The organism is Neobacillus sp. SRL179 (assembly GCF_984799095.1).
This window is the reverse complement of record NZ_OZ481792.1, coordinates 463,212-482,904: the sequence shown is the minus strand read 5'-3', so window position 1 is coordinate 482,904 and position 19,693 is coordinate 463,212. Positions and strand designations below refer to the sequence as shown.

Here is a 19,693-nt window from a genome sequence, read left to right as displayed (position 1 = left end):
TTCCAATTTTACTATGAAAGTACAACATTAGTAAAAAAGAGTCTATTTCTATTTTTGAAATAGACTCTTTCTTATTTTCATCCTACTTTTGCTGCAGGTGGATATTTGTTAGTTGGTTGTTTCAGTATTACCTTCCTCATTAAAGATGGATTTTGATAAACTATGAATTATATCTCCTCGGCTTATGATCCCTACAACTCTGCCGGCTCCATTTACGACAGGAATCTTTTTAAAATGATGCTTGGATATTAAACGAATGGCACTCTCAAAGTCATCATCAGGTGCTATTGTCTTAATATTTTTCTTGACCATAATTTCCTCAATCGGAGTATTCATTTTTTCTCTTAATACATCCTCTATTTTTTGAGCTTCTTCTAGATAGGTAATATAGTAAGCTAAATATAATTTCTCTTTATGGGGGGAAAGAAACCGTACGATATCCCCGTCTGAAACAATGCCCACTAAATTCCCTTGATCATCAACCACTGGTACACCGCCAATTCGATTCGTTTCTAAAATAGAAATTAATTCTTTGACAGTAGTTGACTGCTTAGCTGTAATTACTTTTCGAATCATAAAATCACGTACTTGCATGTAGATCTTTCTCCTTTCTAGTACCTTTCTTTAAGGGAAATACAATCTACCTTAATTATACTCTTCTACTGCCCGGCGTTCCTCTCTTTTCTTCCCGCTTGCTAAAGAAAAATAAGCAATACCTCCTACGACAATAAGGACTATTCCAGAGATATAAACACTGCTATAACCGAATGATTTCGCCGCAATTCCCAGCACAAATGCACCAATCGCCATTCACACAAAAATCCTAACCTATACAAAAATATAAACGGCCTTGGCCCTATGGAAAACTGGGCTAAGGCCTCTTCGATTGTTTTATTATTTCCACTATCCATTTGACAGGGTGTATTTATAAAAAGCTCTGAGCTATATCCCATTTATCGGCGTAATAAATTTAGTACGAGAGATTAATACTCTAGCTAATCGGTAATCACTTAATTATTTGTCTAGTATTCGGATTTAAGAAGCAGTGTCAACATTATTTCCATTAGAATTTACCTGTTTATCAACTGGGACTACACAGGCAGCCAAAGCAGCTTCTACTTCCAGAGCATAGTTGCTTTGCTCCTGCTCCGTCCAGTTAAAACGAGCCGCCATGTAAGCAATAACCTGTTTCCTCCATTTCCGGACGTTGTCGATGTGAAACAATAAATCCCCCGTCCGCCGGTTTAGGAAATCAATGGGAGCTGCTGCCATTTCCTCCTCAATCGCATAAACAAGCCGCGCGAATAAATTCAGTGGCAGATTATACTTTTTGGCATCTTCTTTATGTGCAGCCAACAGGGCGAAAACACGGTCGACATTGGAGCCATATGTTTTTGCCAGCTTTTCCGCTTCTTGCTTTGAGAGACCGACTTCCATTCCCTTTTGAAGATGATCCAAAATAAACTTTTTAAAATTATCCGCTCCCCCCACATTCCCTCCCGAAATGGGCATATTCTTGGTCTGACAAGTTAGAAACACCCTTTCTGCTTCAATGTGGAATTTCTCCGCTAACAAATCTGTAACCAGTTCAGCCATTTTCCGATAACCGGTCAATTTTCCGCCTGCAATGGTAATCAATCCGGAATCCGATACCCAAATTTCATCTTTCCGTGAGATTTCCGAAGCGCTTTTTCCTTCTTCAAAAATAAGCGGACGAACTCCTGCCCAGCTCGATTCGATGTCCGCCTCACAAATGTTTACTCCGGGGAACATGTAATTAATTGCCTTAATGATATAACTGCGGTCACCTTGGGTCATATAAGGGGTAATCGGGTCTTCATTATAAAAGGTATCTGTCGTGCCAACATAGGTTTTGCCATCTCTTGGAATGGCAAACACCATCCTTTTGTCCGGTGTATCAAAGTAAACCGCCTGTTGCAGCGGAAACCGGGATTGATCAATAACTAGGTGTACCCCTTTAGAAAGCTGAAGGGTTTTCCCCCTTTTGGATTGATCCAGCTCCCGAATTCGGTCTACCCATGGTCCAGCAGCATTGACAATTTTTTCTGCACGGATTTCATATTCTTCTCCGGTTAATTGGTCTTTTATCGCTGCTCCTACTACTTTTTGATTTTCATAGACGAGCTTAATTACCTTTGAGTAATTTAGGGCAACTGCACCTTTGGCCGCCGCCTGTTTCATTACCTCGATGGTTAATCTGGCATCATCGGTACGATATTCCACGTAATACCCTCCTCCCTTCAGACCATCCCTTTTAATCAGCGGTTCTTTAGCCAATGTTTCACCGGCTGACAGCATGGTCCGGCGCTCGGACCTCTTGACACCGGCGAGGAAATCATAAACTCGGAGACCGATAGAGGTAGAAAATTTGCCAAATGTCCCACCTTTATGCAGGGGCAGAAGCATCCATTCCGGTGTGGTGACATGCGGGCCGTTCTCATAGACTATAGCTCTTTCTTTACCGACTTCAGCTACCATTTTCACCTCAAATTGCTTTAAATAACGGAGACCGCCATGCACTAATTTGGTCGATCTGCTCGAAGTGCCCGCAGCAAAATCTTGCATCTCAACGAGTGCTGTCTTCATGCCTCGGGTCTGTGCATCCAATGCAATGCCCGCCCCCGAGATTCCGCCTCCAATGACCAACACATCATATTGTTCATTTTTAAGTTTTTGCACAACGTCTCTTCGATGTAAATTTGTAAATTTCATTTTCAGTACCTCCCGATTGTCGAAGCCGTATTATTGTATGCTTCCTATTTTTTTAGGGAAATAAAAAGAGACCACAAAAAGCATTATCATTCTAGATAATGTTTTGTGGTCTCTCTGAATTCTCCCGACAATTTATGAAATTATTGTAATTATATCATAAAGAATCCAAGGTGGGTACAACATGATATTGAAATTTTAATTAAAGGAAAAAAACATTTTTTATAGAATAGTAATATATACTATTATTCCATAGTTATAACGTGAAAAAATCAAGGGGCTGTTGTATTTGAATATTGTCGATCTTGTTCAGTCACAAGTTATTGCGTCCATAAAAAGCGAAGAGGATATTGAAAAAGCGATAGCAAGTAATAGTAATATTGTTTTCCTATTAACAGGAAATCTATTAAATATGAAGGATTATCTTGATCGTTTAAAACAAGCAAAGAAGCATATTTTTATTCACATTGATTTTATTGAAGGCCTTTCCAACACAAGAAGTGCGATTAAATACATTGCCCAAAGTTGGAAGCCAACAGGAATTATTACAACGAAGAACACTCTCATTAAATTTGCAAAAGAAGAAAAACTAATGACCATTCAGCGCATTTTTCTAATTGATCGATCTGCAATCCAAAAAGGGATTGATATGTGCAAAACTTCTAGTCCGGATGCAATCGAGATCTTGCCTGGTTTAATGCCTAATATCATTGATCAGCTTACCAGGCAAGTCAATCTTCCTATCATTGCCGGCGGCTTAATCAGTACCAAAGATGAGATCCTGCAAGGTTTAGAAGCTGGTGCCCTGGCAATTTCCTCAGGGGATCCTTCCCTTTGGAACTTCGATATTTAACATTGCCATATCATTTACTACGTGATATTATTAAAATAATCAGATAATTAAAACGCTTTCTTGGGTAGAGATATGGAGAACCCTGTGAACCGTCAGATATACTACAAAATATGTAGTATATTTGACGACCACAGGGTTTTTTATTTTGTTTCATTATATTAGCTAGTATTCTATCGTGTGGAAAACGCCCTTGCAAAAATCTGATTGTTTTAAAGATCACCAAATGAAGGAGTGGAGAACGAATGACGAGTAGTAAGTCACACAAATGGGGAGTGTACCTTGTTGCACTTATTTTGGCACTAGGAAACATCTTGGTGTTCAATACTTCCAAATCAAAGGCAAGTGAAAATGAGGTACCAAAGCTGTTGATTACAGAGGTTATTCCAGATACAGATAACTACGCTGGTTATGATGCCTATGAGTTTGTAGAAATCTATAATAATAGCGACAATGAGGTCGACTTACAAGGGTATCATCTTAAATCCAGCAGCTGGAATGCAGTAATTCAGCAGCCTGCCAAAATTGCCCCATGGGATACGATGCTTTTTTGGACAAGGAGGCAAGAAATTCAGTCTCTCAGTTTGGAAGGATTTAACCACTTCTATTTTTCATCCTATAACAGCAAATATGTGGATGAAAATCGTGTACAAAGGCTAGAAAATATCGGCGGCTTAGTGAATAGCAGCCAGCAGACTGTATCCCTTACCACCCCAAATGGTCAGGAAGTTGTTAAAGCCACTTATAAAGGTGAGAATGTCGCCGCCAATAAATCCATCACCTTTGGATTTCCGCAAGACGGCAGCCACACGATGCAAATTCTTTCAGGCAATCAAAAACCGACACCCGGCTGGATCCTTTCGAATCAGGCACCCCCTAGACCTAAGCTGGATGAGGTTGCACCGCAAATTCCAGCCAATATTAATGCAGCAGCCAAAAACGGTGAAGTTACATTAACTTGGGATCAAAATCCAGAGTCCGACATCTACCTATATAATATTTATAAAGATGGAGAAATAGAGTTCTCAGTGCCCGCTTCCAAGCATGAGTTTACCATTTCTCTGCTTACCGGGAATTTGGATTATCATCTTCAAATGACCGCCGTTGATACTTCGGGAAATGAGTCGGCAAAATCAGCCATTTTCAAAGTTAGACCAGGACATCAGCTCATTACACAGGTCGAAAGGTCCGAAAACAATAAAGATCCGAATTATCAAGCTCTTTGGGATATTAGCAGGGACGGTCCGGTAATCCCGGGACTAGCACAGGATTTAGTGCCGCAAGGGCTGGGTTATTATAAGAAAAAGGACTGGTTATTTACCATCAACTATTTGGATGACGGCAGGCCGGGAACTTTATGTGTAATTGATGCAACTACCGAAAAATTAATTAAATCCATCGAATTGTACAATCCAGATGGCACACCTTACAGAGGACACGCAGGCGGTGTTGCCGTAAGCAAGGAACATGTTTGGGTTTCTTCGGAAAAATATCTTTTCACATTAAATATTAGTGATATTGTCGAAGCGCAAAATAATGATGAGATTAAATTTACGAATCAGATTCCTGTTCCTGTCGAAGCAGCCTATGATGTATATGACGATGATTACGGCATCCTTTGGGTAGGGGAGTTTTACGAGCCAAGCAGTTATCCTACAGACCCATCCCATCACTTGGTTAATCGGGCCGGTGAAAAGCAATATGCCTGGATGGTCGGATATAAGATTAAAAGCAGCACGGATATGCTTTCAAGTGAACAATGGAACGAAAATTCAGAGCAGCCTGCCACTCCTGATTATGTGTTATCGACCACAGGAAAAGTACAAGGAGCCATTGTTCAAAAGAAAGGAATATCGTTAGTTACCTCCTATGGCAGGGCAAATGACAGTGTTTTATACCGTTATAATGATCCGCTTAAAGAGGAGCCTCATCAATATGTAAAGATAGGCGAAAAACAGGTGCCGCTCTGGTTCTTAGATGGACAAACAGCAAAACCGGTGCAAAGTATTGTGGCCATTCCAATGAAAGAAGGAGCCGTATTAGTAAAAAGTGATCTCTATGTCTCCTTTGAATCTGGAGCCAACAAGTACCGTTATACTGGAAGATACCCTACGGACCGGATGCTAAAAATTGATATGAAGACATTAATGAAGGACGACCATGATGTAGAAAAGGAAGAGAGAAAAACTAATTAAAATGAATAGAGATAAAGGGGAACGGCAGATAGCCGTTCCCCTTTATGTTAAGTTAGATCCAGAAGCGGCCAGTCAAAATTGCCTTAGCAACAAATTTTCAACCATTACCCGCTAATCTCCGGCCGATATACCTCGTCTATTTTCGCAATGCTATTATAGAAGTCATAAATATCTTCGCGGTAGTTCACCCTTACTTTTAAATGGAGCAAGTAAGTGGAATCCGCCAATTCCTTTATGTGAAAATGATCAATTTTCATTTGATACTCCTTTAATTCGTTGATTACTTCCGGAATATCTCTTCTATTTTTTAAAGTAAGTTTTAAAGAAAGTTCCTTTGCGTGGAGTTTTCTTAAGCCGATCATCTTAATAAGACTAGGAATCAGTTCTACACTAATGATTAATAAGACGACCCCTGCGATGGCTTCTATATAAAACCCTGCTCCGGTAGCTATTCCAATACCGGCAGCGCCCCAAACCATAGCGGCAGTCGTTAAGCCTGAAATCGTATCATCCTCTTTCCTAAGGATAACCCCTGCACCTAAAAAACCAATACCGGACACGATTTGCGCTGCCAATCTTAATGGATCCATTTGAATTTTGACAAAGTCGGAAGCCGGAAAAAGATAGGATGATTGTATGGAAACAATGGTTAACAAGCAGCTAACAATCGATATCACCAAGCTTGTTTTTAACCCCAAGGGTTTCCTCTTTAATTCACGTTCCAAACCGATAGCCAAGCCTAAGACAGCAGATACCGTGAGTTTCACCAACATTTCCATATCAAAGTTTTTCATGATATCAATCATTTTCATCCCCTCCTTTCCTGTGCCTAGACTGAGGACTAAAGCGCTGCAACAATTTCCTTTATTGCCGTAATATCCTTAATGCTTTCCAGTATAAAATCAGGCCTATAAGCCGAATCCTTTACCATGTCTATAGTGGTAATTCCTGTTAATACCAACACGGTTTGCAAATTATTTTCATATCCCATTCGTATATCCGTCTCCAAACGATCCCCCACCATAAAGCATTGTTCCGGTTGTAATTGTAATATTTCCTTTACAACAAAATCAGCAGCCAGCCTTGACGGCTTTCCCATAATATGATCAATTGGCTGGCCAGTTGACCCTTCAAACGCTCCAATCATAGCTGCGCAATCAGGAAGCTGACCGTCTGCAGTAGGACAAGTACGGTCTGGATTCGTTGCAAGAATAATAGCTTTATTTTTTGCCCAAGCCTGATAGGCATTATTTAGCTTTTCATAGGTAAATTGCCGGTCCCACCCCAATACGACATAGGTGGCCTGTTGTGGATCCTTGGTGATTCTAATATTTTCCCGCTTGAGTTCTTCAAACAATGCTGCTTCTCCAATGACATAAACGGAATCTGTGCTTATCATATTCTGTTTTAAATAGTTCGCTGTAATATAGTTTGAGTTTATGATTTCATCAAGAGTTGTTCTAATGCCAAGTTTGTTTAATTTCTTAACATACTCCTCACGGGTCGATATTGATTTATTTGTAAAAAAAACTACCTTATGGCCTCCTTTACGTAAATAATCAATTGCTTCTGCTGCCCCGTCAATCATCTGATTATCCAAATAAATCGTTCCGTCTAAATCGAAAATAAAACCTTTAACCATTTACATACCTCCAAAACGTTCTTCCAATACGTTATGAATAAAAAAACCCCCAGCTAAAGAACCTTTAATAAGGTTCTTAATAGCTGGGGGTTTCTCTTATTCTCTACCCGTTTGTATTATATTTTTTAAAGTGCTATTCTATTAAACTATTTCCCTTACCTTTGAGAGATGGGTGATAATATCTTTTAAAGAATATTTATAAGGATTAATTTCATAAACCACAGGTCCGCTGAAGTTCTGCTTTTGTAAATATTCGAATAGTCCGTTTGATAAATTATTCCCCTCTCCTGGAAGCAGGTGGAGGTCAGATTTCGCATCATTATCAGATAAATGCACGGCTCCTAAGGATCCTCCCAGTCTATTAATGGCTTCTTCCAAACTGGTCCCCATTACAGCCAAATGGCCAATATCCAAGCAAGCTTTAATATTGGAGGAATTAACCAATTGAATCCATTCTTCCATATTCGAAGCAATGTGATGACAATAGTTTAATCTGTCCGGGATAAGATTTTCCAGCAGCAATTCAATTCCATTTTCATCGGCTGCCTTTTTCAGCCTTAAAATTCTCTCATTTACTCTTACTACGGATTCATCGCGTTCTTCAGATGACCAAGCATAGCCGCCATGAAAAGTCGCGTGCTTAGCTCCATATTTTGCCACCGTTTCAATCCATTCGGTTAACACTTGAATGGTTCTTTCTGCTACTGCAGGATCCGGAGTTGCCAAATTCAAATCGTGAAATGGCAAATGAACTCCTACTTTTAAATTGGATCGATGGGCAAATTCCAAGTATTCCTTTGCTCTCAGTTGTTCAGCCCAGATTTCAACCCCGTCAAATCCGCCCATTTTAATTTCCTTAAATTCGTTAATCGTACCCGACTGGCCAATAGACCAAAGACTAAGCCATGTTTCCATGATTACACTCCCACTGTTGTTTTATTGTTTGTATTAACTGGTAGATCTGCGTTTAGTTCCTCTAGGTTTTTACCTTTTGTTTCTGGTGCCAGAATAGCAGAAATGATGAGTCCTAGCAAACTAATAACGGCAAAGAACCATAACGCTTTGCTATTTCCCCAGGCGGCAACTAAATTTGGAAATACAAGTATTCCCATGATGGAACCAATCCGGCTAACGCCTGTAGCCAACCCGGAAGCACTTGCACGGATTCCGGTCGGGAATAACTCAGTAGGATAAACAAAGTTCAGGATTCCCCCGCCCATATTTGCGAATAAAACTGCCAAGCTAAAGAGAATAACTAAGAATTGCAGACTTGGAGCTGGATTGAGAGCTAAAATGATTAAAGCAATTGACAACCCTGTAAATGAAGTGATAATGAGCGGTCTTCTTCCAATTCTTTCAACAAGATTTAATCCTATAATGGCTCCTAAAAGTCCTAATACGCTAACAGTTCCTGAACCTAGATAAACTAATATTTGCGAACCATTGGTAAACGGTTTTAAGATTGACGGCGTATACATGGAGATGCCATAATACGCTACCGCATAACAAAACCAAAATCCACAAACAAAGAAGGTGCGGCGGAAGAATGTCTTAGAGAAGACATCCGCTAATTTTTGTTTTGGTTTGGTACTTGGTGGAATGATCACCTTTTGGCCGGTAATCTTCAGCATAATTTCTTCCGCTTCTTTTTCACGGCCTCTGGACGCTAACCATCTAGGGGATTCCGGCAGTGTCACTCTGAAGAAGAAAACGATTAGGGCAAATACAGCACCGACTAAAAGCATGTATCTCCAAGCATTATCTCCCAGCGGCAATAACAGGATTCCCACAATATAAGCAAAAACGGCCCCGACAAACCACATAGCTCCTAAAAAGGTACTGTATTTTCCGCGCTCTTTAGTAGGACTGAACTCCGACACCAGAGTGGCCGAAATCGGATAATCCGCCCCGATTCCAATTCCTAATAAGAACCGAAATAAAATCAGCTGCCAAGGAGCTTGTGCAAAAGCAGTTAATGCTGCAAATACAACAAATGCTAATAAGTCAACTACATACATCGCTTTCCGACCAAACTTATCGGTCAAGTTTCCCAGCCATAACGCCCCGATTAATGAGCCGATAACAGCTGAAGAGGTAATCATGGCTTGAACACCAGGTCCAAACCCCCACTGACTTAAAATTAACGGCATGGCAACGGCAATGACCGTTAGATCAAAGCCATCCAGGAATGTTCCTGCTGCTGACAGCAGCGTAACCTTTTTTTGGAAACGCTTTAATTTTGGTGAATCCAAATGCTCAAAACTCATAAAATTTCTCCCCTCTCTCATCTTGTCCACATAACCCATGAGTAAATAAAAGAAGCCATAGCCAAAAGAAACATGAAATCCATGTTTTTTCTGACTATGGCTTCTCTTCATCTCCGGCCATATGGTTAAACAAATTAATACTATTTGTAAGTTATTTATATAATATTTAAATTAGTCTGTCAATATCTTTTTGGACTGAACTTTCTACTTATTATTTCTAACATTCCGTAAATACTTCTTAAAATTGAGTAGATGCCAACTTGGTAAGAGAATGAAGATGACTCAAATTATTTTAACATGGTTGCTTGGAGGAATTCTTTTGTACGTTCCTCTTTTGGATGATCAAAGAATTCATCTGGACGATCTCTTTCAATAATTCTCCCATCGTCCATGAAGACAATCCAATCAGCTACCTCACGAGCGAACCCCATTTCATGGGTCACCACTACCATGGTCATTCCTTCATCGGCTAACTCCTTCATGGTCGCCAATACCTCACCAACAAGCTGTGGATCAAGGGCAGATGTCGGTTCATCAAAAAGCATGATATCCGGCTTCATGGCCAGCGACCTAGCAATGGCCACGCGCTGCTTTTGACCGCCTGATAATTTGCTAGGGTAAACATCCGCCTTATCAAGAAGACCCACCTTTTGAAGCAGCTCTTTGGCTTCGGCAATGGCCTGGTCTTTAGGGATTTTCTTTACCATGGTCGGTGCTTCAATCACATTTTCAAGGACAGTTTTATGTGGGAATAGATTAAAGTGCTGGAAAACCATCCCAACTGTTTGGCGGACTTGGTTAATATCGTGGGTTTCCTTGCCAATTTCTTCCCCGCGGATTGAAATTTTCCCGCCATCCCTTCTTTCTAAAAAGTTAAGGCATCGAAGCAGCGTACTTTTACCAGAGCCAGATGCCCCAACCAAGCAGACCACTTCACTTTCATACACGGACATACTTATATCTTTTAAGACATGTAAACTGCCATAAGATTTATGTAAGTTTTCTATTTTTATCATTTCTCGTTCATTCACTTTATCTTCCTCCTATCGATCACTAACTGCCATTCTTTTTTCGAACAAGCTTACCGCCGCTGTTAATACGGCAACAAGTACTAGATAATAAACGGCTACGATTAACAAGTAGGTCATTTCATCGAAATTATTGGAACCCAGCGTCGTCGAGACATTGAACAGTTCGTTCATGGAAATAAAGGCTGCCAGAGATGAATCTTTAAGTCCAATAATAAATTGGTTTCCAAGCGGAGGCAGTGCCCTCTTAAAAGCCTGTGGAAGAATGATCCGGCGCATGGCTAGAATCCTCGTCATACCGAGAGACCGTGCCGCCTCCATTTGCCCTTTATCAATGGACTGAATTGTCCCCCGGAAAATTTCTGCAATATAGGCACCGTTATGGAAGGCGAGCGCAAGAGCCGCTGCCCAAAAATCAGGAATAAGGAAAATTCCGCTGAAGCCAAAATACAGAATGAAAATCTGGACAATGAGTGGAGTTCCCCTTACAAGGAATACATACGCATTTGAAATATAGCCCAATACTTTAATCCTTGAAATTTTTAAAAGAGCAAAAAATAATCCGAATAAAATTCCAATTAAAATGGAGACAACCGTAAGTTTTAAGGTCAACAGCGCTGCATCGATAAAAAGGTTTTTGCTGCTGATAAACGTATGTAAAAAGTGCGAAAAACTAGGCAAAATAACGACATCCTTTCTTTCTAATAATTAATCTATTATTCTGGTTTTTTTGTAATATCCTCACCAAAATACTTTTTACTGATTCGGGATAGTGTTCCATCGTCACGAAGTCTTTGAAGTGCGTCATTAACCCGCTTGAGTAAGAGTGGATTATCCTTCGGAATAACAATCGCCTGCTCGCTTCGTTCAATTAACTGCTGCCCCTGAATTTTGAATCCTTCCTTTTTTGCACTTTTACCAGTGACAAAATCGGTAATAACGGCGTCATGCCGGCCAATACTTAGTGCTTTTAATGCCGTAATATCACTATCATACATTTTAATATTGCTAGTATACTTTTGGGCTGTATCCGCATAGGTGGAGCCCTTAGCTACGGCAACTTCTTTTCCTTTTAAGTCATCTACTGTTTTAATTTTGCTGCCAGGTCTTGTGAAGATCTGTGGCCCCGAGTAATAGTAGGGTGTGGAAAAATCAACTTGCTTGGCGCGTTGGGGGTTAATGGTGTGGCTGGCAACGGCTGCGTCTGCCCGTCCCGTTTTAATGCCCTCGATGAGTCCTTTGAATTTCATCCTCTTTTGAACTGGTTCAAGACCCAGTTCTTTTCCGACTGCGTTTCCTACCTCAACATCGAATCCAGTCATCGATAAATCATCATTTTTAACATAGCTAAAGGGCTTAAATTCACCTGAAGCAGCAAAAATAAATTTCTGCTTATCTATCAGCTTTGTTCCATCTGCCAGCTGGTCCTTTTCAATACAACCAGTCAGCATCCCCATCAGAAACAAGCACGATAGAATCATTATGTATTGTTTTTTCATGCTTGATTTTCTCCTCTCTCATTCAAGCTATACCTTTCCTCGCATTGATGAAAAGGACTGTTCTTCTGCTTTTAAAATCAGAAGAACAGTCCCCACGTTTCATTCACGAAACTCGAAAGGTTTTCTAGTTTATTACCCCTCTCTAGGTTGGTTGAAACAAGATCTTTCTACCAACTTTCAAAGATAAATTAAAAAAAGTGGTCATTCGCCCGTTACATTAAAGTATTGGGGGACTGACCACAATGTCGTTTAGATGTTAAATTGTTTTTTAAATTCGAAAATCTCTTCAACAGCCTGCTGATATCCACCCGATTGTTGAAAGGATTCTTTCATTTTTTCTGCCTCTTTATGGAATGATGGCTGATTCAACAAATGATCAGCGGATTCACGTAATTGATTTGCCGTCAATCCTTTCATTTCTAATTGAATACCTGCTCCGATAGCAGCAACTTGCCCGGCAATAACCGGCTGATCCGCGCCTTGAGGTATGACAATGAGCGGAACCCCGTAATAGAGACTCTCGTGAACACTGTTCATTCCACCATGTGTAATGAATAATTTCGTGTATTTCAGTATCTCCGTTTGCGGAACATAATTTTTCACAATAAAGTTTTCAGGTATCTTTCCCATATCAGCTAATGAAGTTTTTTCGCCAATCGACATGACCACGGTATGATCCGTGTTACCAAATGCCTCAAAACAAAGCTTATAAAAGTCAATTGCTTGGTTAAAGACAGTACCCAGGGATATGTAAATTAGGCGTTCTTCCTTGATCATAGTCAAGTCAAAGTTTTCATGCATCTTTCTTGAATGGATGGAAGGGCCTATAAATTTATAGGATTGGTCGAATTCATCTCCAAACGGTTGAAACTGCCTTGTTGTATAAACGATAGTAAGTGGGGCAGGATTACAAAATACTTCATAAGGAGAATGGATTTCCACTCCATATTTCTCTTTCACCCTCGTCGTCAGCCTTTTATATTCAGCATTAGTTTCTGTAGGAATTTTTTTAGACTGCTGTTCGAACATGTTATCGAATGAGCTTTTTGTCTGCGCAAAAGAACTACATGAATTGACCGCCGGAAGCTTAAGGATTTGAGCAATTAATTGCCCACAGCCAAACATCGAATCGTGGATGATGTAATCAAAATGCTCTCCTTTGATTTTCTCCAAAACACTAGGGACCATAATATCTGCGGTACACAAAAGGCCATTGATTCTTTCGAGTAAATTATTTCTTCCGCCTGAGATAAAGGCTTTTATAAATTTTTGAACATCAAAGGTCCTCACTGTCGCCCCTGTTTTCTCAATTCGCTCTCGAAAATCCTCGATGGTAAAATATACGACCTCTTCGCCGCGCTTTATCAGCTCTTGCACCACAGCGATTGTTGGATTAACATGTCCTTCCGATCCGCCATTTATAAATAAAACTCGTGCCATAATAACGACTCCTAATAAAAAATGTTTATTAACCGAAGATGACAATTGATGGGTGGGGTTTCACATCAGAAATTTAGACCCTAAGCGAGCCACGAAATCCCCTGGCCGCATAGTAGGATTCTGCTCCATTGTGGTATACAAAGACCGTGTCATAGCGGCGATCACAAAAAATGGCTCCACCAAGTTTTCTAATATTGGCAGGGGTTTTCACCCAGCTTGATGTTTTCATATCAAAATTCCCAAGTTTCTGCAGCCCCCGGTATTGTTCTTCCGTTAAAATCTCAATACCCATGTCAGCAGCCATACCCATGGCACTATTTTTGGGTTTATGTTCTTTCCTTGACTCCAATGCTTCACGATCGTAACAAACACTTCTGCGGCCTTTAGGACTTTCCGCTGAACAATCATAAAAAATGTATTCATCCGACTTATTATCATGAATAATTACATCTGGTTCACCGCCAGTATTTTCCATTTCATGAAGTGACCACAGCTTTTCAAGATTGGCTTCTAGTTTCGCTTGGACTTTCTCCCATTCCATTCCTATATGGCGGTTCATATTTTTCTCAAAACGAGTCTTCAATTTTCCGAGTATTTCTTCTCGTTGTTCTAGTGACAACTTCCTATTTTCATTTCCCATACAAAAACCTCTTCGCATAATAAATTTAGAACTACTTTTTAACAATATCCACAAAACTCAACCTTATTAAACGATAAAAATTGTTTCTCTGACCTAAGTCACAAAAACCAATCTAGTTAATTATAGCCTGTAATCCTTGAATTTCACTATTATTATCATTCCAGCAGGGTAATTGCTTCAACATAGCTCGGATGTTGAAGCAGAAAAACAATGGTGAATGTTCTTGTTGTAATTGTACTTTTTAGCGCCAAAAAGCCAGGAGCTTATCTTTAACTCCTGACTCTATGGGACGAGGAACCATGTCCACTAGACCTCTAAAAGTCTCGCTTTCTTTGTAGTATTTCTTTCTTTTTCTGTAAAGGTAAATCCAGTGATTCCATATATAAACGTGAAGATCGGAGTAATCAAGGCTAAGAAACAGAATGGAATGTAGACGATAGGTGACATACCCAGTGCTGCGGATGTAAAAATACCGCTGGCGGTCCATGGAACGAGCGAGCAGCTTTGGGTCGCTGTGTCTTCTATAATTCTTGATAAATTCTCTGGACGCAGGTTAAATTTTTCATATAATGGTTTCATTAATGTACCTGTCATGACTGCCGAGAATGTGAAAGCTCCACCAATTGCCAATCCAAAGTAAGAAACAAGAATGGTTACGAACACTAGTAATCCTCTGCTTTTAATTCGACTAGTAATAGACAAAATAAGCGTTTCTAACACTCCTGATCTTTGTAACAATCCGCCTAATCCCAGGGCAAATAAGAATAACGCCACTAAAGGGAACATACTTAGTAATCCTCCCCGGTTAAGCAAGGTATTCGCCATATCAACGTTCGATTCCTTATAAAAGCCGTTATAAAAGACATTCAAGATTTCGCTAAATGAAACTCCTTGATAAAAGAATGCAACTACCGCACCTGCTAAAGCACCAAGAAACACGGATGTAATGGCTGGTTTCTTCGAGATGAGTAAGCCGACTAATACAAAAATTGGAAGAATAGATATAAAACCTAATTGAAAGTTTTCCGATAAATAGCCAGTCAATGCTGCGACATCTGCCGAATTAGTAGAGGTTTCACCATAATTCAAGCCAATGACGGTGAAAATGATCGCTGTCAAAAAATAGGCCGGCGTCGTTGTCCACAACATATGTTTAATATGGGTCATTAAATCTGTGCCGACGATAGTAGCTGATAAATTCGTACTGTCGGATAACGGTGACAATTTATCGCCAAAATAAGCACCACTAATAATCGCACCAGCCGTCAACCCAACTGGAATTCCTAAGCTGTGGCCGACTCCCATCATAGCAATCCCTGCGGTACCTAACGTGGCCCAAGAGGATCCTGTCGCCAGCGAAACAAGTGAACAAAATAGAAGAGTAGTGACTAAGAAGAACTTTGGAGAAATGGTTTGAATCCCGTAGAAGATTAAAGCAGGAACGGTTCAGAAGCCATCCAAGCCCCAATCAAAATGCCCACAGCCAATAAAATCATACAAGATTGTAATGCTTTAAGCATCGATAAAAAGATTTGTTTTTCCAGGGTTTGATAAGAGTACCCTAGTTTCATCACAAAAGGGATGACGGCGATAAGCGCCATAAATAACATTATCTGTATCGAGGCTCCCAATACGAGCATCCCCGTTGATATAATCACAATCACCATAGCTAATAAGATTAACGAATATCCTAACGACGGTTTCTTTATTTGATTTTGCACCCAAACACTCCTAATGATTAGATTTTGGTCCATCCTCATTTTTCATCGAAAGCTTTCCTTTTTTATAAAAATAAAGTGTTTTGACACAACTTTCCCTTGAGAACCACTTTTCTCTTATAAAAAATAAAGCAATCTTCTGTGATGAATGTTGTTCTTAAAATGAAATAAAGCCTTGATTAAAAAATGAGAAATGGTTTTTCGGAAATTGGTGAAAAGCAGGAGAACTCCGTAGTAAATAAATGTATTAATTCTAGAGGTACCTAAGTAACGCTTTCCAATTGGATACTAAAATTATAACAAGGTGAAAAATTATTGTAAAATTCTGTATTTATCTCTAAGAGGCCATCTCGTACTCTATAACGACCTTACCCCATGCCTATCAACTGAATCCCCACAATTCTTTACCAATGCTCCTGAATCCTCTCCAATGCTTCATATGGAGAAGTGAAAATGTGAAGGCGGCTTTATAATAAAAAGAAGCCTGTCACAACCCTAATACTGTCGAGATAAATTCGACAAATTACGGGAGTGACAGGCACCTCCTTTATGAAAAGTTATCGAGCAACGCTCGTACTTCATCTGTTGATTTCGTGTTCATCAATTGATTTCTTAATTCAGCAGCTCCAGGAAATCCTTTGACATAAATCTTGAAAAATCGATGAAGTCCTGTGATTGAACGTGGTACTTCTTCCGCATATTGATCTTGAAGATCAAGCTGTAGTCTTAAAAGGTCAAGGTATTCTTGACTGCTATGCTCTTTTGGCTCTTTTTCAAAAGCAAAAGGATTTTTAAAAATACCTCGCCCGATCATAACGCCATCAATACCATATTGTTCAGCAAGCTGCAGCCCTATTTGACGGTCAGGAATGTCTCCATTGATTGTTAGCAGCGTATTTGGGGCGATACGGTCACGTAATTTTTTGACTTCCGGAATTAGCTCCCAATGTGCATCTACTTTGCTCATTTCCTCTCTTGTACGTAAATGAATAGAAAGGTTCGCAATATCCTGTTTTAAAATATGCGTTAGCCACTCCTCCCACTCCTGAACTTCCTTATAGCCAAGTCGTGTTTTCACGCTGACAGGCAGTCCGCCTGCTTTTGCTGCTTGAATAAGTTCTGCGGCAACATCTGGACGCGGTATAAGGCCGCTTCCCTTCCCTCTCGATGCCACATTAGGTACAGGGCAGCCCATATTAATATCGATGCCTTTAAATCCCAGCTCTGCCATACCGATACTCATTTGACGGAAATATTCGGGATTATCCCCCCAAATATGTGCCACCATGGGTTGTTCATCTTCTGTAAAAGTCAATCGGCCGCGCACACTTTTCATGCCTTCGGGATGACAATAGCTATCCGAGTTGGTGAACTCTGTGAAAAATACATCTGGTCGACCGGCTTTACTTACTACATGACGGAAAACAACATCCGTCACATCTTCCATTGGTGCCAATATAAAAAAAGGTCGTGGTAAATCACGCCAAAAGTTATCTATCATATTAAATTCAAATCCTCTCATAATGGGATACTAGACCAACCCTTTTCCCAAAATTAACAAGCAGAATGTCCCTGCTCCCTTTATACTTATACCATGCTCAAGCACTTTTTATCAAACGGATTGGAACTGTTTGATCTAGACTTACATACAAAATAGACCGGCTTTTGGACTGGGCCAGTTTGGTATAATTTAATTTAATACAAGTTTGAGCTCCACCCCGACCTGCGTAGAGTGTATGTAGCAGCACATGAGGTGTTGATGAGTTTACACTGTTTTTAAAAAGCTCTAACTAAGAACTCAACCAATTATTTCCTATTTTATACATTCATTTCCACATGAGAATAACTCATTTCTTACCTCTAGGTTCGGTTGTATAATAGACTCCTATCCAATTGTTATACGCCTAAGTAAATATAATTCAATAATCTCATTTGATTAAGATCGGGCAGACTTCGATTTAGCCCAATAAATCGAAGTACATTTTTCACAAAAAATAACTTCAATATAGAAAACGCAGCCAAAATCTAGTAAGATATCCACATGTGATATTAGATAAGGGGTTAAAAAATGAGTGTATTAAACGTACAAAATTTAAGTCACGGTTTCGGTGATCGTGCGATTTTTAATGATGTGTCTTTTCGACTTTTAAAAGGAGAGCATGTTGGTCTAGTTGGAGCAAATGGTGAAGGTAAATCTACTTTCATGAATATTGTTACCGGGAAGCTGCAACCCGACGAGGGGAAAGTGGAGTGGTCACGAAAAGTTCGTGTTGGTTATTTAGACCAGCATGCTGTACTTCAAAAAGGTACTACGATGCGTGACGCTTTAAGTACTGCTTTTCAATATCTGTTTGATGCCGAATCAGAAATCAATGAACTTTATGCAAAAATGGGTGATGAAGGCGCCGATATCGATGCATTACTTGCAGAAGTTGGAGAGCTGCAAGAAACTTTAGATAGTAATGATTTCTATCGAATTAATTCAAAAGTTGAGGAAGTTGCTCGTGGTCTGGGATTAGATGATGTTGGACTCGATCGAGATGTAGATGATCTTAGCGGTGGGCAACGTACGAAAGTTTTACTAGCTAAGCTTTTACTAGAAAAGCCTGAAATACTATTACTAGACGAGCCTACGAACTATTTGGATGAGCAGCATATCGAATGGTTGAAGCGCTATTTACAGGAATATGAGAATGCATTTATCTTGATTTCACATGATATTCCATTCTTGAACAATGTTGTTAACTTGATCTATCACATGGAAAACCAAGAGTTGAATCGCTATGTTGGAGACTATGATAACTTCTTAAAGATTCATGAAATGAAAAAGCAACAGCTAGAGTCCGCTTACAAGCGTCAACAACAAGAAATTGCTGATTTAAAAGATTTCGTTGCTCGTAATAAGGCAAGTGTGGCGACTCGTAATATGGCGATGTCTCGTCAGAAGAAACTCGACAAAATGGAAGTTATTGAATTGGGAAGAGAGAAGCCGAAACCAGAGTTTAACTTCAAAGAAGCTCGTGCAGCTAGCCGTTATATTTTCACGGCTGAAGATCTTGTTATTGGTTACAATGAACCACTTTCCCGCCCTCTGAATTTGAAAATGGAACGCGGACAAAAAATTGCATTCGTAGGTGCAAACGGTATTGGTAAGTCTACTCTTTTAAAAAGTATTCTTGGGCTGATTGATCCAATTTCCGGTAAAGTGGAACGTGGTGAGTATCAACACATCGGTTACTTCGAGCAAGAAGTTAAACAGTCCAACTACAACACTTGTATTGAAGAGATTTGGAGCGAGTTCCCAGGTATGAATCAGGCTGAAGTCCGTGCTGCTCTTGCAAAATGTGGATTAACGACGAAACATATTGAAAGTAAAATCGAAGTCCTTTCTGGCGGCGAAAAAGCAAAAGTTCGATTGTGTAAAATATTAAACACAGAAACGAATTTATTAATTCTAGACGAACCTACCAATCACTTGGATGTGGACGCAAAAGAAGAATTGAAGCGTGCTTTAAAGGCGTATCGCGGAAGTATTTTGATGGTATCCCACGAACCTGATTTCTATCGTGAAATTGCGACTGATATTTGGAATTGTGAGGATTGGACTACTAAGGTGTTTTAAATAAGAATAAGGGGTACCCAATGAATAAAAATTCACATGGGTACCCCTTTTTATAAACCATC

At 39.8% G+C, this 19,693-nt stretch carries 18 protein-coding genes; 3 read left to right on the top strand and 15 right to left on the bottom strand.

Annotation, left to right across the window (positions count from 1 at the left end):
• Positions 1-108: 108 nt before the first annotated feature.
• From AC4E8C_RS02435 to AC4E8C_RS02425, 3 genes are all read right to left on the bottom strand, one after another.
• The gene (locus AC4E8C_RS02435; protein WP_490209973.1) at positions 109-594 is read right to left on the bottom strand and encodes a CBS domain-containing protein; all 486 of its coding nucleotides are present in this window, start codon (positions 592-594) and stop codon (positions 109-111) included.
• A 51-nt stretch (positions 595-645) separates the two neighbouring features.
• Positions 646-810, bottom strand: coding sequence for a hypothetical protein (locus AC4E8C_RS02430; RefSeq protein WP_490209971.1), 165 nt, complete (start codon positions 808-810; stop codon positions 646-648).
• A gap of 225 nt (positions 811-1,035) precedes the next feature.
• Complete coding sequence (locus AC4E8C_RS02425; protein ID WP_490209970.1) at positions 1,036-2,733, bottom strand: glycerol-3-phosphate dehydrogenase/oxidase; 1,698 nt, start codon at positions 2,731-2,733, stop codon at positions 1,036-1,038.
• A gap of 286 nt (positions 2,734-3,019) precedes the next feature.
• On the opposite strand from AC4E8C_RS02425, the gene AC4E8C_RS02420 reads away from it, so the two are divergent.
• The gene (locus tag AC4E8C_RS02420) at positions 3,020-3,583 is read left to right on the top strand and encodes a glycerol-3-phosphate responsive antiterminator (protein WP_490209968.1); all 564 of its coding nucleotides are present in this window, start codon (positions 3,020-3,022) and stop codon (positions 3,581-3,583) included.
• Positions 3,584-3,825: 242 nt separating this feature from the next.
• Positions 3,826-5,775 carry a lamin tail domain-containing protein gene (locus AC4E8C_RS02415; protein ID WP_490209966.1) on the top strand — a complete coding sequence of 650 codons (1,950 nt, stop codon included), beginning with the start codon at positions 3,826-3,828 and terminating at the stop codon, positions 5,773-5,775.
• 104 nt (positions 5,776-5,879) lie between these two features.
• Here AC4E8C_RS02415 and AC4E8C_RS02410 read toward each other — a convergent pair whose 3' ends face one another.
• The 12 genes from AC4E8C_RS02410 to AC4E8C_RS02355 form a co-directional block, all read right to left on the bottom strand.
• Positions 5,880-6,569, bottom strand: coding sequence for an MgtC/SapB family protein (locus AC4E8C_RS02410; protein ID WP_490212445.1), 690 nt, complete (start codon positions 6,567-6,569; stop codon positions 5,880-5,882).
• 47 nt (positions 6,570-6,616) lie between these two features.
• A complete protein-coding gene (locus AC4E8C_RS02405; RefSeq protein ID WP_490209965.1) occupies positions 6,617-7,417 on the bottom strand; it encodes an HAD-IIA family hydrolase in 801 nt (266 codons plus the stop codon).
• A gap of 141 nt (positions 7,418-7,558) precedes the next feature.
• A complete protein-coding gene (locus AC4E8C_RS02400) occupies positions 7,559-8,332 on the bottom strand; it encodes a sugar phosphate isomerase/epimerase family protein (protein WP_490209963.1) in 774 nt (257 codons plus the stop codon).
• A 2-nt stretch (positions 8,333-8,334) separates the two neighbouring features.
• Complete coding sequence (locus tag AC4E8C_RS02395; RefSeq protein ID WP_490209961.1) at positions 8,335-9,684, bottom strand: MFS transporter; 1,350 nt, start codon at positions 9,682-9,684, stop codon at positions 8,335-8,337.
• Between the two features lie 287 nt (positions 9,685-9,971).
• On the bottom strand, positions 9,972-10,715 hold the full coding sequence (locus AC4E8C_RS02390; protein WP_490209959.1) for an amino acid ABC transporter ATP-binding protein: 744 nt from the start codon (positions 10,713-10,715) through the stop codon (positions 9,972-9,974).
• Positions 10,716-10,727: 12 nt separating this feature from the next.
• Entirely contained in the window at positions 10,728-11,393 is a 666-nt protein-coding gene (locus tag AC4E8C_RS02385) for an amino acid ABC transporter permease (protein ID WP_490209957.1), read from the bottom strand.
• Between the two features lie 35 nt (positions 11,394-11,428).
• Positions 11,429-12,211, bottom strand: a complete 783-nt coding sequence (locus tag AC4E8C_RS02380; protein WP_490209955.1) for a transporter substrate-binding domain-containing protein — start codon at positions 12,209-12,211, stop codon at positions 11,429-11,431.
• A 249-nt stretch (positions 12,212-12,460) separates the two neighbouring features.
• On the bottom strand, positions 12,461-13,651 hold the full coding sequence (locus AC4E8C_RS02375) for a macrolide family glycosyltransferase (RefSeq protein WP_490209953.1): 1,191 nt from the start codon (positions 13,649-13,651) through the stop codon (positions 12,461-12,463).
• Positions 13,652-13,724: 73 nt separating this feature from the next.
• A complete protein-coding gene (locus tag AC4E8C_RS02370) occupies positions 13,725-14,291 on the bottom strand; it encodes a DUF4256 domain-containing protein (RefSeq protein ID WP_490209951.1) in 567 nt (188 codons plus the stop codon).
• A gap of 306 nt (positions 14,292-14,597) precedes the next feature.
• On the bottom strand, positions 14,598-15,701 hold the full coding sequence (locus AC4E8C_RS02365; protein ID WP_490212444.1) for a Na+/H+ antiporter NhaC family protein: 1,104 nt from the start codon (positions 15,699-15,701) through the stop codon (positions 14,598-14,600).
• 20 nt (positions 15,702-15,721) lie between these two features.
• Positions 15,722-16,012, bottom strand: a complete 291-nt coding sequence (locus AC4E8C_RS02360) for a hypothetical protein (protein WP_490209949.1) — start codon at positions 16,010-16,012, stop codon at positions 15,722-15,724.
• Positions 16,013-16,556: 544 nt separating this feature from the next.
• Positions 16,557-17,531 carry a tRNA dihydrouridine synthase gene (locus AC4E8C_RS02355; RefSeq protein ID WP_490209947.1) on the bottom strand — a complete coding sequence of 325 codons (975 nt, stop codon included), beginning with the start codon at positions 17,529-17,531 and terminating at the stop codon, positions 16,557-16,559.
• Positions 17,532-18,077: 546 nt separating this feature from the next.
• Here AC4E8C_RS02355 and AC4E8C_RS02350 point away from each other — a divergent pair.
• Positions 18,078-19,631, top strand: a complete 1,554-nt coding sequence (locus tag AC4E8C_RS02350) for an ABC-F family ATP-binding cassette domain-containing protein (RefSeq protein WP_490209945.1) — start codon at positions 18,078-18,080, stop codon at positions 19,629-19,631.
• The last annotated feature ends 62 nt before the right edge of the window (positions 19,632-19,693 follow it).

Bases quoted from the DNA above. Each gene is read 5' to 3' on its own strand.
- AC4E8C_RS02435 (WP_490209973.1), bottom strand. From the start codon at position 594: ATGCAAGTACGTGATTTTATGATTCGAAAAGTAATTACAGCTAAGCAG.
- AC4E8C_RS02430 (WP_490209971.1), bottom strand. From the start codon at position 810: ATGGCGATTGGTGCATTTGTGCTGGGAATTGCGGCGAAATCATTCGGT.
- AC4E8C_RS02425 (WP_490209970.1), bottom strand. From the start codon at position 2,733: ATGAAATTTACAAATTTACATCGAAGAGACGTTGTGCAAAAACTTAAA.
- AC4E8C_RS02415 (WP_490209966.1), top strand. From the start codon at position 3,826: ATGACGAGTAGTAAGTCACACAAATGGGGAGTGTACCTTGTTGCACTT.
- AC4E8C_RS02410 (WP_490212445.1), bottom strand. From the start codon at position 6,569: ATGAAAAACTTTGATATGGAAATGTTGGTGAAACTCACGGTATCTGCT.
- AC4E8C_RS02405 (WP_490209965.1), bottom strand. From the start codon at position 7,417: ATGGTTAAAGGTTTTATTTTCGATTTAGACGGAACGATTTATTTGGAT.
- AC4E8C_RS02400 (WP_490209963.1), bottom strand. From the start codon at position 8,332: ATGGAAACATGGCTTAGTCTTTGGTCTATTGGCCAGTCGGGTACGATT.
- AC4E8C_RS02395 (WP_490209961.1), bottom strand. From the start codon at position 9,684: ATGAGTTTTGAGCATTTGGATTCACCAAAATTAAAGCGTTTCCAAAAA.
- AC4E8C_RS02380 (WP_490209955.1), bottom strand. From the start codon at position 12,211: ATGAAAAAACAATACATAATGATTCTATCGTGCTTGTTTCTGATGGGG.
- AC4E8C_RS02375 (WP_490209953.1), bottom strand. From the start codon at position 13,651: ATGGCACGAGTTTTATTTATAAATGGCGGATCGGAAGGACATGTTAAT.
- AC4E8C_RS02370 (WP_490209951.1), bottom strand. From the start codon at position 14,291: ATGGGAAATGAAAATAGGAAGTTGTCACTAGAACAACGAGAAGAAATA.
- AC4E8C_RS02355 (WP_490209947.1), bottom strand. From the start codon at position 17,531: ATGAGAGGATTTGAATTTAATATGATAGATAACTTTTGGCGTGATTTA.
- AC4E8C_RS02350 (WP_490209945.1), top strand. From the start codon at position 18,078: ATGAGTGTATTAAACGTACAAAATTTAAGTCACGGTTTCGGTGATCGT.